This window comes from Modicisalibacter sp. MOD 31.J, from assembly GCF_020147985.1.
Lineage (GTDB): Bacteria > Pseudomonadota > Gammaproteobacteria > Pseudomonadales > Halomonadaceae > Modicisalibacter > Modicisalibacter coralii.
Map to the genome: position 1 here is coordinate 175474 of NZ_JAGXFF010000002.1, position 13465 is coordinate 188938.

Annotated in this window: 11 protein-coding genes; 2 read left to right on the forward strand and 9 right to left on the reverse strand. The window is 62.2% G+C overall.

All coding sequences use genetic code 11. The features are described 5' to 3' along the window. Nucleotides 1-308 precede the first annotated feature (308 nt). Nucleotides 309-644, forward strand: coding sequence for a flagellar hook-basal body complex protein FliE (gene fliE / locus KGR00_RS06295; protein ID WP_129138468.1), 336 nt, complete (start codon nucleotides 309-311; stop codon nucleotides 642-644). Between the two features lie 328 nt (nucleotides 645-972). Here fliE and KGR00_RS06300 read toward each other — a convergent pair whose 3' ends face one another. The 8 genes from KGR00_RS06300 to KGR00_RS06335 all read right to left on the reverse strand — a co-directional run bounded on the left by KGR00_RS06300 (nucleotide 973) and on the right by KGR00_RS06335 (nucleotide 11622). Further along, nucleotides 973-3753 carry an EAL domain-containing protein gene (locus tag KGR00_RS06300; RefSeq protein WP_224417272.1) on the reverse strand — a complete coding sequence of 927 codons (2781 nt, stop codon included), beginning with the start codon at nucleotides 3751-3753 and terminating at the stop codon, nucleotides 973-975. 8 nt (nucleotides 3754-3761) lie between these two features. Beyond that, entirely contained in the window at nucleotides 3762-4139 is a 378-nt protein-coding gene (locus tag KGR00_RS06305) for a flagellar protein FlaG (RefSeq protein WP_224417271.1), read from the reverse strand. 198 nt (nucleotides 4140-4337) lie between these two features. Beyond that, complete coding sequence (locus KGR00_RS06310) at nucleotides 4338-4889, reverse strand: FlgO family outer membrane protein (RefSeq protein ID WP_224417270.1); 552 nt, start codon at nucleotides 4887-4889, stop codon at nucleotides 4338-4340. Nucleotides 4890-4900: 11 nt separating this feature from the next. Continuing rightward, the gene (locus KGR00_RS06315) at nucleotides 4901-5560 is read right to left on the reverse strand and encodes a hypothetical protein (protein ID WP_129138464.1); all 660 of its coding nucleotides are present in this window, start codon (nucleotides 5558-5560) and stop codon (nucleotides 4901-4903) included. Nucleotides 5561-5930: 370 nt separating this feature from the next. After that, on the reverse strand, nucleotides 5931-6761 hold the full coding sequence (locus KGR00_RS06320; protein ID WP_224417269.1) for a hypothetical protein: 831 nt from the start codon (nucleotides 6759-6761) through the stop codon (nucleotides 5931-5933). Beyond that, a complete protein-coding gene (locus KGR00_RS06325) occupies nucleotides 6761-7348 on the reverse strand; it encodes an acyltransferase (protein WP_224417268.1) in 588 nt (195 codons plus the stop codon). The genes KGR00_RS06320 and KGR00_RS06325 overlap by 1 nt, the downstream gene beginning before the upstream one ends. Nucleotides 7349-7399: 51 nt before the next feature. Then, on the reverse strand, nucleotides 7400-10270 hold the full coding sequence (locus KGR00_RS06330) for a tetratricopeptide repeat protein (RefSeq protein WP_224417267.1): 2871 nt from the start codon (nucleotides 10268-10270) through the stop codon (nucleotides 7400-7402). 164 nt (nucleotides 10271-10434) lie between these two features. Then, nucleotides 10435-11622, reverse strand: a complete 1188-nt coding sequence (locus KGR00_RS06335; protein ID WP_224417266.1) for a FliC/FljB family flagellin — start codon at nucleotides 11620-11622, stop codon at nucleotides 10435-10437. A 302-nt stretch (nucleotides 11623-11924) separates the two neighbouring features. Here KGR00_RS06335 and KGR00_RS06340 point away from each other — a divergent pair, with 302 nt between their 5' ends. Further along, the gene (locus KGR00_RS06340) at nucleotides 11925-12164 is read left to right on the forward strand and encodes a DUF2835 family protein (protein ID WP_224417265.1); all 240 of its coding nucleotides are present in this window, start codon (nucleotides 11925-11927) and stop codon (nucleotides 12162-12164) included. Between the two features lie 180 nt (nucleotides 12165-12344). On the opposite strand, the gene KGR00_RS06345 is transcribed toward KGR00_RS06340, so the two are convergent. Next, nucleotides 12345-13388 carry an asparaginase gene (locus KGR00_RS06345; RefSeq protein WP_224417264.1) on the reverse strand — a complete coding sequence of 348 codons (1044 nt, stop codon included), beginning with the start codon at nucleotides 13386-13388 and terminating at the stop codon, nucleotides 12345-12347. Between the last annotated feature and the right edge of the window lie 77 nt (nucleotides 13389-13465).

Genomic DNA, 13465 nt, shown 5'->3' on the forward strand with positions numbered 1-13465 from the left:
GGCCCGGCAGGGCGATGTCGTCAGTAGTGGCCCGGGCGATCCGGGGCGCTGCAAGTCGCATGGTTATGTCCGGCTCCAGCATCCATTTCGAGGGCGCGTCCAGCGGGGCGGGTAATGTCGTTGTCGGGGGCATTCAAGGTCGAAAACCCCGGCCGCGAGGACGGTCGTGTGATGGGGGCCATTATCCGGAGCCGCTGTCAGCCTAAAGGCGAGAAAAGCCCGATTTTTGCGCGTCATTTGGTGCCATGGCCCTGGCTCGGCGCTTGGTAGGCTTGCCATCACCCAATCCTTATGCGAGAGGAATTGCCATGAGTAGCACTCCTGCCATGCAGGCGGCACTCCAACAGATGCAGAGCCTGGCCACGCAGGCCGGCGCCGCGCAGGAGGCCCGAGGGCAGCAGGTGGCCACCAGCGTGGGGCAGGGCGGCTTCGCCGATGCCCTGCAATCCTCGGTCGAGCGCATCAATCGCCTGCAGAAGAAAGCCGACGCCGGTATCAAGGCCTTCGAGGCCGGCGAGCCGGGTGTCGCCTTGAACGACGTGATGGTCGACATGCAGAAGTCCAGCATCGGCTTTCAGATGGGCGTGCAGGTGCGCAATCGCCTGGTGACCGCCTACAAGGACATCATGAACATGCAGGTGTAAGTCGCCGGCGGCTGGTGTGGCCTGGAAGCGAACTCATGGGTCATGAAACGACCTGCATGCCATCAGGCCACCGCCGTCGGGAATGCATTCCTCTCGCCAACGTGGCATACGGCATCGGAGGGGACAGGTGGGAGCGAACTTGTTCGCGATAAAACGATCTTCATGCCATCAGGCTCACCGTCGTCGGTAATGAATCCCCTCCCACGGAAGCGGATGGATTGCCTCTACGCGCCCCGCCGTCGGCAAAGACTTTCCCGCCAATCGATCGATGGCGCGGGAAGTCGGTCTCGGTTTCTTCTCGATCAGGACCCCGCGGTAACGCGAGGTCTCATTGAAACGGCGATTCGATGACCAGTTCGGGCCCCGGGCGACCCAGCAGGTAGCCCTGGGCCCGCGTGCATTGCAGGCGACGCAGGAAGTCGAGCTGGGCCGGTGTCTCGATGCCCTCGGCGCAGACGCGACGGCCGAAGCCCCGGCACAGCGTCAGCAGCGATTCGACGATGGCCCGGTCCTCGGTGGAACTTGGCAGGCCGGCAATGAAGGACTTGTCGATCTTCACCGTGTCGAACGGGAACTGCTTGAGGTGCGACAGCGACGAGAAACCGGTGCCGAAATCGTCGAGAGCGATGGCGATCGACTGCTGGTGCAGGGCATCGAGTTGCTGTTCCACGCGCAGCGGGGACTGGATCAGGGCGGTTTCGGTGACTTCGAGTTCGAGTACCGAGGCCGGCAGTCGCCGTACCCGCAGGGCTTCGGCGACGAAGTCGGCGAAGTTTCGGTCGTCCATCAGCTGCACGGCACTGACGTTGATACTCACGAAGAAGCCGTCGGCCAGTCGCTCGCGTGCCGCCGCCACGGTGTCCAGGCTGCGTTCGACGATCCAGCGACCCACCTCGACCATCAGGCCGCTGTCCTCGAGTATGGGAATGAAGACGTCGGGGCCCACCACCCCGAGATCGGCATCGTGCCAGCGCAGCAGCACTTCCGCGCCGCACGGGAATGACAGATCGTCCAGGTTCCATTGCGGCTGGAAGTTGAGCAGAAAGTCCCCGCGCTTGAAAGCGCCGGCCAGTCGCCGCTCGATGACATCGTCGCGGCTGGCTTCATCGAGCATGCCGGTGAGGTATTGTCGAAAGCGGTTGCGCCCGCTGCGCTTGGCACGCACCAGCGCCGCGTTGGCGCGCCGCAGCAATTCCTCGGCCGGGATTTCGTCCTGCCAGTCGGTGGCGACACCGGCGCTGACCGTCAACTGCAAGCCATCGATAGCGTTGAAACGATGATTCTCGACGGCCTGCCGCCAGCGATCGGCGAGTTCGAGGGCCTTGCGGGTATTGTTGACCCGCAGGCTGACGGCGAACTCGTCGCTGCCCAGGCGTCCAAGCAGTGCCTGCGGATACTTGTGGAGCAGTTGATTCAGTTGTTGCGCCAACTCTTTCAGGATGGCGTCGCCCTGCTGGGTGCCATGGGCGTCGTTGATGCGCCGAAAGCGGTCGATCCCGAAAATGACCACCATGTGCAGCCGCTGGGTATCGTCGGCAGCCGCGGCGCGCTGCTCGACGGCGCGCAGAAAGCCGGAGCGGTTGAGCTGGTGGGTGAGCGCGTCGTGATGGGTGATCCAGTCGATCTCGCGCTGGGCCTTGAGGGTCTCGCGAAGATCGCGAGCGACGATGATGTAGTGGGTGCGACCGGTGGCGTGGTGGTTGATGCGCTGTACCACGGCCTGCACCGGCAGACCGCTGCCATCGCGGCAGCGCAGGGTGGTGTCGAGGCGCAGGGACGTGACGTCGCCGGCCAGCGAGGCCAGGCGGTTGTTCATCGAATCGACATCGAACGCCTCGTTCAGCGTGCTGGCCGGCAGGGCCAGAAGCTCGGTCTCGGGGTAGCCGAGCTGGGCCAGGGCGCCCTGGTTGCAATAACTCAACCGGCGCGTCTGCTCGTCGACGATCAGGATCAGATCGAGGGTGGCATCCAGGGTGGCACGAAATTCCTCGAGTCTGGCCTGTAGCGAGGCACGTTGCTGGGCATCCTGATGGGCGCGGACGAGGCGTCCGCCCAGTACCTGCAACGGGGTGAGCTCGTCGATCAGGCTTGCCTCGGGCAATGACGCCAGATTGGCGATGAGCAAGAGGCCGTTGCGCCGATCATTGCGCAGGAAGGGCACGATCAGGACGTTGTCCAGCCGGGGGTGGCCGGGCGGCAACTTGGCCTGGTTCAGCGCGGTGAGGTCCGCCTCGTCGAGGAACTGCACGGCACGACGACTGAGTCGGCCGCGGCTCACCGTGTCGAGGCGTTCCAGGCACAACCGTCGGCCGCTTTGCAGAAAGAACTCCTGGATGGCGGGCGAGGTCTCCACGCTGGACAAGCCGAGTATCTTCAGCGTGCCGCGGCCCTCGTCGCCGGGTTCGAGACTGCCGACCAGGCCGTACTCCCCCTGCACATGGTCGAGCAGTTCATCCAGCAACTCGGAAAGCACCACACGCGGGGTATCGCCGGCGACATGGCGACGCTCGCTGTGACGAAGCAGTTCCGGAACGAATGGCGGGCGAGTGATATAGCGCTGGTGACCCTCGCCGATGGCGTGCGAGGCAGCGGTTTCGACGCCACGCGTGATCTCGAGGCTCGTCAGCCGCGCCAGACCCTCTAGGGTCTCGCGTTCGCAGTCACTCAGCGTGCGAGGCCGCTCGTCGAGAAGGCAGAAGGTCCCGAGTATCATCTCGTCGGGGCCCTGGATGGGCGCTCCGGCATAGAAACGGAGAAAGGGCGTGTCGCTGACCGACGGGCTGTCGGCGAAACGCGGGTCCTGGCTGGCATCCTCGATGACCACCAGCGATTCCCTTGCCAGGGTGTGGGCGCAGAACGAGCCCTTGGCCGCGATCTCGCGCAGCGGCGTGCCGCAGGCGGACTTGAACCACAGGCGCTGACCATCCAGCAGGGTGATCAAGGCAACCGGTACGTCGAAGACCCGGCAGGCCAGCCGCGTCAGGCTGTCGAAACGTTCTTCGCTCGCCGTGTCGAGCAGTCTGGTCGCCTCGAGCGCTGCACGTCGCCGGGGGTGTCGTGCCCAGGCGTCGAACGTGCTGCCGCTGTCGTGTAACGTCGGGGGTGTCATTGCCGGTGTCAGGCTTCCAGATGGATCAGGCGGCCCTGCATTTCCGCCAGGCTCCTGGCGATCCGCAGCACTTCCTCGCTGGGGATCTGGCGAATCGTGTCGCCGCTCTCCCGGTCGACGATGCGCGTTATCACGCGGCTGTCGTACTCCTGAATTTCGAACTCGACCCCATAGTTACGCATCACGGCATTGATGCGTTGCACCGGCTCGGCCAGGTCGCTCTGGGTGGCGGCGCTGGTCTGGTTGCTTTCCTCGGTGGTCTCGTCTTCCTGCGGTGCCAGATGCGCCAGCACGCGCTCGAGCCGCTGCTGCGGCGTCGTCGAAACGGAGGGCGACGCCGAGGAAGCGGCAGCGGCGGTCGTCGAATCGGCTAGCGGAGTGCTCATTGGCAAGGCCTCATGCAGGTGAACGGGGACCATCACGTGGTGATTGTTTTCCTTTATCGAGGGCTGTCTCTGCTGTCCTTCATCGCGCAAAGCATGGCGTCGGCAATCCTTCGACAAAAAAACGGGGCGGACCGTCCGCCTGACCTGTCTTCGTTATCGGCCCCTGGCTCGACAACTTGAGGCGAGTGGCGGCGTGCGCTACCACTGAGCCGGAAACATGGCCCGTGTATTGTAGTCCAGCGGAATCTGCAGGCTGGAAGCGCCGAGGATGGCATTGTCGCGGGTGCGCACCAGGCGCACGTTGACGTAGGCCATACTCTGACCGCGAGCATAGGTTCCCACCAGAATCGCCTGGGCATCGTGCGAGACCGAGAGGCGGCGAATGTCCCGCGACAGCACCAGTTCGCCTCGGCGCTCCTCGATGAACAGGCTGTCGCGCATCTTGACCTCGATCATCGGCAATCCGGCGCGCGCCAGGTACGAGGCGAACGTTTCCGAGAGGATGCGGCCGAAAGTCGACGACACGCGCAGGTCGTCGATATCGACGAAGGAGGCCGCCACCACCGGCTGGCTCGGGTCCAGCCCATGGGTGTTGGCGAGCAGGTCATCGACGGCGTGCTGGACCAGGCGAGGGACATCGATGTCATCGCCACCATTGACGACCTGACCATCCGATGAGGTCGCGCAGCCGCTGACCAGCGGCATGATCGATAAGGCAGCAAGCAGCAAGAGGGATCTGAGTGGCGACATGAACGGTGTCCTTACCAGCTATCGGTGACGGGCAGTGGCTTGGAAGCGGCATACTGCCCTGCATCGCCACCGTTGATGTAGTAGATGTGCGACGAGGAATACAGGATGCGACCGTCTTCGGTGACCTGGGTGGTGATCACGATCTCCTGATTGCTGAGGCGTTCCCAGCTGCCGCTGAACAGGTCCACCAGCGCCGCGCCGGGGATCAGCGCGAGTGTCGGCTCGCCCCAGTGATTGATGGGCATCGTCGCCACGGCGATGCCCGAGGCCAGCGCCGTCCACATGCCCTGCGGCGCGCGGACGACGTCGCGGTCCGTGTGCTCGACGAGCCGTACCCGGTAATTCACCTGGGCGGCATTGATCGGGTCGGTGCGAACCAGGGCGCCATTGGCTACCAGTTGGCTGGTCAGCAGGTCCTGGAAACTCCTGGCGAAGGTGGAGTTTTCGCCGGTGGCGTTGATGAACAGCGATTTGCCGCGCAAGGCGCGGCTGCGCAGCATGCCGGCCGCTTCGTATTCGGCCAGTACGTCCCAGTGATGGGCCGCCTGCATGGTCCGCTGCTCGCTGTAGGGGTAGGTGGTCGCCATCGGCGCCTGGCTGGTATTGACGGCAAAGCAGCCGCTGAGCAGCCATGCACTGCCGGCGCTGGCGAATAACAATCTGCGTACCATGGGCGAGCCTTGTTTACAGGGAGTTGGCCGACACTGTGTTCGCGAGCGCTGAAAGTGTCGTTTCAGGCATCTATCGGCAGATAACGCGCAAGCTTTACCTCGAGTCGCCATGTCGGGTCATCGATGCGGCCGAGCGGACGTGGAAGCGTCCCGGCTCGAGGTGCGCCCGGGCCCCTTGCGGGGCCCGTGGTTCTCTGTGCCCTCGATATCTGGTAGCGGCAAGGTCAGGTAGGGCAAGCCGGGGCATGAGGCTGAACATTCCCTGTCCATTGCCGTGTTTCGGTTGGCTCCGACGGCCGGTTCGTGCATGGCCCCTGGTGTCCAGACGAGACTTCTCCGAGTGCCGGACATGAAAAAGATTTCGAGAATGTCAGTCGGAAAAGCCGAAGGCCGCTTTGACTGACCCGTCCATGAAGCGGGAATTGAGGGCCTTCTCGATGACAATGGGCCTGTAGTAGGCAATTCTGTCCAGCACGGCGATCTCCTCTTCGTCGAGTGATGCCGGTAGTGACGCCTTGCTCGATGATCTGTTGGGGTTGTGATGCTTGGCCTTGATGGCATCGTGCTGCTTCTTGGCGGCATCCTCGTTGCCGATGCTCAGGCCGAATGTGGCTCCAACGCTCTTCAGGAAGTCAAAGTCGTGGAAGTCGCCAGAGGCGGCCCAGCGGTAGCACGAGCAATCCTGGCCATCATAGATGTCAGCGGCCTGTAGCTGCCTGGCGAAGGCGTCCAGGACCCCCCAGTAGCATAGTTGGTAATCGCTGAGACTGTCGGGCGAGTAGATCGGCAAGCTGTCAGGGACGCTGGGGTCGGCGGAAAAGTGCTGACCCATCTTTGTCCGCATCGGGGTGCTACCTCTCTGGAAGAGGCTGGTTGCGGTTTTTCTGAAATTCCTGTTCAGGAGGACCAGGTTGGGGGTGATACCCATTCGCAGCAAAGGGATGAAGAAACCCTTGCCGAAGACATTGCTGGTTTCCACATAATTGGCTTCCCGAATCCCATCGATATGCGACAGCTTCTGCTTCAGGAAGTCGATGGCATGGCGTGGGTCCTGCTTGACGAGAGGGAGGTGGTTCGCATAGTTCGGCTCCGGCTCGTGGACGGAAAGAGTGTCCTCGAAGACCTTGAATGCCTCGGTCAGGAAGGTCGTCCCGGTGCGACCGTGCGTGATCGTGAAAGTCAGGTTCTTGGTGGTGACCATTACAACGCTTCTCCATCGATCGTCTTGACCGGTTTCGCCGGGCGGCCGGCGACGATAGTGTTGTCGGCGACATCCCCCGTGACGAGGCTGCCGGCGGCCACGACGGCATTCTTGCCGATCACCGCCGGGCCGAGCACCGTCACCCCGGACCCCATCCAGACGCCTTCCTTGACATGAATGTCGCGACCTTCGTCGGGAACGGCCTTCAGCCTTTCCATACCCGTCTTGCGGTAGTCATGGGTCCCCGTGAGAAGCATGCACCGATGCCCGAAGAAACAATGCTCGTCGATGGTGACATGCCCCGAGCGCGTGTTGACGAGCAGGTCATTGACCGAAATCGTCGCCCTGTCCAGATGAACGCGCGACTTGTCGCCCCATATTCTGAGCTGTTTCAACTCATGGTCGGCAATGAACGGCATCAGCAGCTTCGCCAGGACATTCAGGTCCTGTTTTCGGGCAGTCCTCAGCAACTGCAGGAATTGGCTTTCCATGCCGTTATCCGAAACGGCTGGAGCCGCCGCGGCCGGTGTATCGCGAGGTGCGGCTGAAGTATTCGTTGGCGTCGATGAATCGATGATCGGAATCATGGGCAATCTCTTTAGCGGATGGTGGCGTTCGTTGTTTTCATTTGCTACCGGTCAATGCTGCGATAGGAGGCGATCGATTTCATGACTGATCGTATCCTCCCGATGTGGCGGCCTGGTGACCTCATTGGGGGCGCTGCTAGGCATGTCACGGGGTGCTGGGGCGTTTTCTCGCAAGCTCGTCAGATAGCGATCGGCGGTATCGTCATCCACGTATTGCAGGATTTTGTACGATAGGTCCCGGATGCCATACGCTGTGTGCAGGATGAATGACAGCTTCAACAATTGGCCGTCATCCAGTGCCTCCAGCCGTTCGCGGGTCGGTAGAAAGATGGCCTCCGCACTGACCAGCTCCGTGGCCTGATGCAGTGTTTCCTGCGCCATACTATCCGCCGCGCTTCGATGGCGGGGGTGATGCAGGCGGTAGAGCCGGAATCCATGCCGACTCCCCCAATGCTGCAACTCTGCCAGGTTGGGCTGGCGCTCGTGGGTTGGCTGAAAGGCGACCCTGGCCTGAATCAGCAGGGTGTCACGTAGCGCGGATTCACCCTGGTCGAGAATCGTCGCGCTGTCGTTGCGTGCATCCAGAACCAGCCAGTCGATGCTCGGTAGTCCCTCGATCCTGTCCAGCGCCACCGTGCCAAGGGGTAGGCGCGTCAGTACCTTGCGACCCTGCAATACCGTATCCGGTTGGTCGGTGTCGTCCAGAGGGGCAAGAGAGCCGCTCATCGCGGGATCGAGACAGGCATGCAGGGTGGCTGGCTGGCCATCGCCGAGGGTAACGTTCGGGTAGTAATGCACGCCGTCGTGATGCTTGAGAGAGTCCTCGGCGGCATCGCCGGTCGGGTCGAAGGCAATGAGTTCGAGGCTGCCCGTGGCAAGCATCTGACCAATCGTGTCGCTCCCCAGCAATCGGCCGCCGTTGTCGATGGCAACGATCTTGCCCTCGAGCCGCCAGTGGAAGCCTTCCTCGTGTCGCGAGGGTTGTGGGAACTCGAGGTCGAGCGGTTGGCCGTCGTCCTCGAACCAGGCCCGGCTGTGCTTGTCGAAGGTCAGCGCCTCGGGGGCCTTGTCCGCGCAGTGGCGTTGCCAGATGGCACGCATGGCCATGGTGAAATGGCCGGCGAAGCGGCGTGCGTCGCAGACCGGCGATTCGAGGAGGACCTGACGCAGGTGGCTGCGGATGGTGGCGAGGCTGTCGAGATCGCTGGCGAGTTCCAGGACCCGGGCGCGATATTCTTCCCAGGAGGTGACGACGAGTTCGGGCATGCCGGCGTTGACCAGGTGCGTGGCGCTGTGGCGGCCGGCAAAGGTTGGGCCTGGCAGGGTTACCACCGGTACCCCCATCATCAGCGCCTCGCAGGTGGTCAGTCCGCCGGAGTAGGGCCAGGGATCGAGGGCGATGTCGACGCGATTATAACTTGCTAGGAGCTGCTGGTGACCCGAGGGACCTTCGATAAGTAGGCGTTCACTTTCAATGCCTTCTCGTTCCATGACGGACCGAACCCGATCACAGAGTTCCTCGCTGCTGAACTGCTGCCCTTTTAGGAACAGGCGGGAGTTGGGCAGGGCATGCATGGTACCCGCCCACTCTCGAAGGACTGTGTCATTGATTTTCGTGGGGTTGTTGAAGCAGCCCAAGGTGACATAGCCGTTCTTCAGGGCGGGAGGCAGCGACCCCTCCGGGGTATAGCTCGGAAATTCATAACAAATGTAGTCGTTTGGCAGCCGGATCAGCTTCTCAGTATAGAGCCCATCAACGCCAGGAGGGGTCTCGACAGCATCGCATATCAGGTAGTCGATGGCCTCGATGCCGGTGGTGTTGATGAGTCCCCCCACCCATTTGACCAACAATGGCGCAGGCTGGCTGGCCATGGCGCGCATACGATTGCCAGCGTTGTGACCGCAAAGGTCGACTAGAATGTCGATCTCGTCGGCGACGACTAGCTCGGCGAACTCTTGGTCCGGCAGATGTTGGACAGGTTTCCACTCGCTTGCGAGCGCTTTGAAGCGTTGGGTGATGCTGTCTTCGGCGTTGGTGGTGCTGTAAAGATAGAACTCGATCTGCTCGGCTGGCACCTTTTCCAGCGCGGCGATCGTCATTCGCCCCACGGGATGGCCACGAAAGCCGTCGGAGAACATGCCAATGCGGATACGCCGCTCCGGCGTCAGATCATCCGGTCTGGGGCGAATTGGGGAACTGACCGGCGCGAAGCGCGAATTCCACTCTTTGCAGGTCGTGAAGATCTCTTCAGCGCCGTAGCCGGGATGATAGTGCAACGTGGTGATGAGGTTGGAAAAGGAGACGATTGCTTCAGGGTTGACCTTCAGTGCCTGACGATAGTCACTCAATGCCTCATCGAGTAGCCCAACATCCTTCTTGGCATTCGCTAGGTTGTTCCATGCGTAGTATTTCTTCGGGGCCACCTGAGCGGCTGTCTGAAACGCCTTGATGGCATCCCGGTGACGATGGTGCTTGATCAGGATATTGCCCTTCGTGGTCAGGTACTCGTCGTTCTCCGGCTCTGCACGGCATGCCGTCTCGACATGCTCCAGGGCTCTTTCAAAGTCATCACGGCTGTAGAGTAGATACGACAGGTAGTGATGTGCCCTCGCATAGTCCGGTTTGAGCTCCAGAGCCTTCTCCACTGATGCGACCGCCTCTTCGAACTGACCTTGCCGATGAAGGACCTTAGCGGCGATGGCTGGCACCTCGTGGTCCGCGGCATTCAGCTCGCGAGCGAACTCGAGCGCAGAGTTTGCTTCGTCGAGGTGGCCCTGCTCGACCAGCAGTGCCGCGAGCTTCTTCCAAGCAAAAGCGTTACTGGGTTGCTGCTGCGTCAACTTGCGGTAATCTTCGAGGGTGATTGGCTGCTGCCGGGGGCTGGCATTGTGGCGAAGCTTGCGCTTGCTTGGCTTGCTCATGGAAAGAACCTGTAAGAGACGATGGCGTTACTCTACAGAGTACTCATGAGAAGCGAGGTTAAATCGCCGAAAAGCCGCTATTAAAAGGGGGTCATTAAAAAAAAAGGCTGCCTTGCGGCAGCCTTTCGGTAGGCTCTCTAAGGAGAGAGCTTTCAGCTAGATGCTTAGCCCAGCAGGGAGAGGGCGCTCTGCGGCATCTGGTTGGCCTGGGCGAGGACGGAAGTACCTGCCTGCTGAAGAATCTGGCTACGCGTCATGTTCGCCACTTCGGTTGCGTAGTCGGCATCTTCGATACGCGAACGTGCCGCAGAGAGGTTGGTCTCGTTGGTTTGTAAGTTGGTGATCGCCGACTCGAAGCGGTTCTGAATGGCACCCAGATCGGAGCGGAAAGTGTCGACCTGGCTCAGTGCCGAGTCCAACGCTGCCATCGGGTCGTCGGTGGCGCCGGTGACCAGGCTGGAGGCGCTAATGCTAGTGCCGTCCACTGTGAAGGAAGCTGTGGTGTTGGTGGTCACGTCTGCATCTTGCGGGTCCAGTGCGATGCTGAAGGTCACTGAGTCGCCGCTTCCTACGCTGATGCCTTGTGCCTCGAGGGTGCGGGACTCTGCTTCGCTTCCGGCGGTGATGGTCACCTGCGAGTACCAATTGCCGGACTCGTCTACGTAGGCGTCGGCAGTATCAGCTGCCACAGAACCCGTGGCGATACCCAGGGTGGTGGCAAGGTCGTCGCCGTAGTCGTTGACGCTGCTGTCGGCGATGGAAGTGGAGTCACCGTAGGCATCTTTGAAGTTAGTTGCTGCTGCGGCGGCGGAAGTACCTTGCGGGCCATTAACGTTGAAGCTGTCCATGCCCAGTGTCTTGGAAGTGATCTCCTTCAGGCTGATTGAGATCGACTCACCATCGTTAGCACCGACTTGGATCGACAGCTTGGTGTCTTCGGCAAGCACCTTGGTGCCGTTGAAGTCAGTTTGTGAAGAGATGCGGTCGATCTCGGTCAGGCGCTGATCGATCTCGGCCTGAATGGAGGCGCGGTCGTCGGCAGAGTTGGTGTCGTTAGCGGCCTGCACGCTCAGCTCGCGGATACGCTGCAGGTTATCGTTGACCTGGTTAAGCGCGCCTTCGGCAGTCTGGGCGACGGAGATACCGTCGTTGGCGTTACGCTGAGCCTGGCCGAGACCGGTGATTTGGCTGCTCATGCGGTTGGCGATGGCCTGACCGGCGGCGTCGTCCTTGGCGCTGTTGATGCGCAGACCGGAAGACAGACGCTCCATGGAGGTGGTCAGGTCGCTCTTGGAACTGTTCAGGTTCTGCTGAGCGATCATTGAAGTGATGTTGGTATTGATAACGGACATCGTCGTTCCTTCCTTTCTTAGGGGGCTCGAGCGGTGAGCCGGACTTCCGGTCTTTCCACCGCAACGGCACCGTTGGCCGTTACCCCTGTTATCGACGCTTGACGGGATAGCTTTAGGGACTTGTGCGATTTTTTTGTGGGCGGGGCAGCAAGGCGGCTGTTCGGGGCATTGTCGCGAACACCGTCGTTCCCACAATACTGCGGGCTGCGGGCTGCGGGCTGCGGGCTGCGGGCTGCGGGCTGCGGGCTGCGGGCTGCGGGGGCGATACGGTTGGGGTACTATCGCGGCTTTCCCGATGCGTGATGAGTATCGACGTGCCGAGCATCGACATCGTCCTGGAACTCACTGCCGAGCAGTGCCTGGCCCATTATCAGGGAGCCGCACAATGGGTGCATGCCCATAGCGTGACCGGCAGGAAGGTGGCCTTTCCCGCCCGGGCGTTGCGGCGCATCGTCGGTCCCGACGGGGTGCACGGGATCTATCGGCTGCGGTTCAGCGAAGAAGGGCGGTTCGAGGCGTTGATTCCGCTGAGGACGCGCTGAGTTTGTGGCAAGCGAGTTTAGGCTCTGTGCGGAAACTGTCTGCGCTCGGCAATACGGCGTTAAAATCGGCCTCAAAATGCTCATTTAACCCCGTGTAAACTCCGCTTTTTCGGCCGATTTTGCCTTAGCTGCGCGCCCCGGTCTGGCCTTCGCTCGCCGACTTTGTAAACACCCTCTGAGTCAACGTTCGCCGACCAATGATGTCAGGAAGCGTTGACGTCGCTCGGCCTCGCTCAGTGGCTGGGCCAGCAGATGGACCAGCTTGGTGATGGCGGCTTCGGGGGTCATGGCGTCGCCGCTCATGACGCCGGCATCGAGCAGCCCCTGGCCGGCGGCATAGGTGCCGATCGCCACCGGGCCGTGCGGGCACTGGCTGATCGCGGCCAGTAACTTGCCCTCGCCGCTGGCGCGGGCGAGCACTTCCAGCAACGCCGGGTCGTCGGGGATGTTGCCGCTGCCCCAGACTTCGAGCAGCCCTGCGTGGATGTCGTCGTCCAGCAGCCAGCGTTCCAGCAGCCGCGTCGATAGTCCGGGCCAGAGCGCGATACGTGCCACCGGGGATTCACGCGAGCCGCCGTCGTTCGTCAATTCGAAGCGCGGGAGGCCGCGCTGCTGGTCGTCGAGCCCGCGGGCGGCATACAGAATCGCCTGGCCAGCGACCATTTCTCCCAGCAGCGGATAGTTGGGGCTGGCGAAGCCGTTGGTGGCATGGGTGTCCCACTTGCGGGTACGCACACCGCGCAGCAACTTGCCGGCAAAACAGACCGCGACTTCCTGTAATGCGGGCAGTGCCGCGAAGCGCAGCGCGGCTTCCAGGTTGGCGAGGGCATCGCTGTCCTCGGCTTCCAGCGGCTTCTGGGAACCGGTGACGACCACCGGCCGGTCGATGCCTTGCAACTGGTAGGCGAGGCTCGAGGCCGTCCAGGCCAGGGTGTCCGTGCCGTGGATGACGACGAAACCGGCGTAGCGCTGCTCGGCATAGGCGTTGGCGAGTTCGCGAGCCAGACGCTGCCAGTCGAGCGGGGTTGCAGCGCTGGAGTCGATGGGGGTGGCGGCTTCCCGAACCTCGAACGACGGCAGCGATGCCTGCCGGGCGGGGGGCAGGCCGGTCAGCGCTTGCTGGATGCGACGGGCGATATCGCCGCCGGGGACGAGCCCCCGGGGGCTCTCGATCATGCCGAAGGTGCCGCCGGTATAGAGGATGAGCAGGGGGGCTTCGGTCATGGGGCGCTCCGCGTCGTCGATGGGGGAGGCGCGATGATAACCAAAAGCGCCGCATCGCCGATACCGAATGTCGGTCT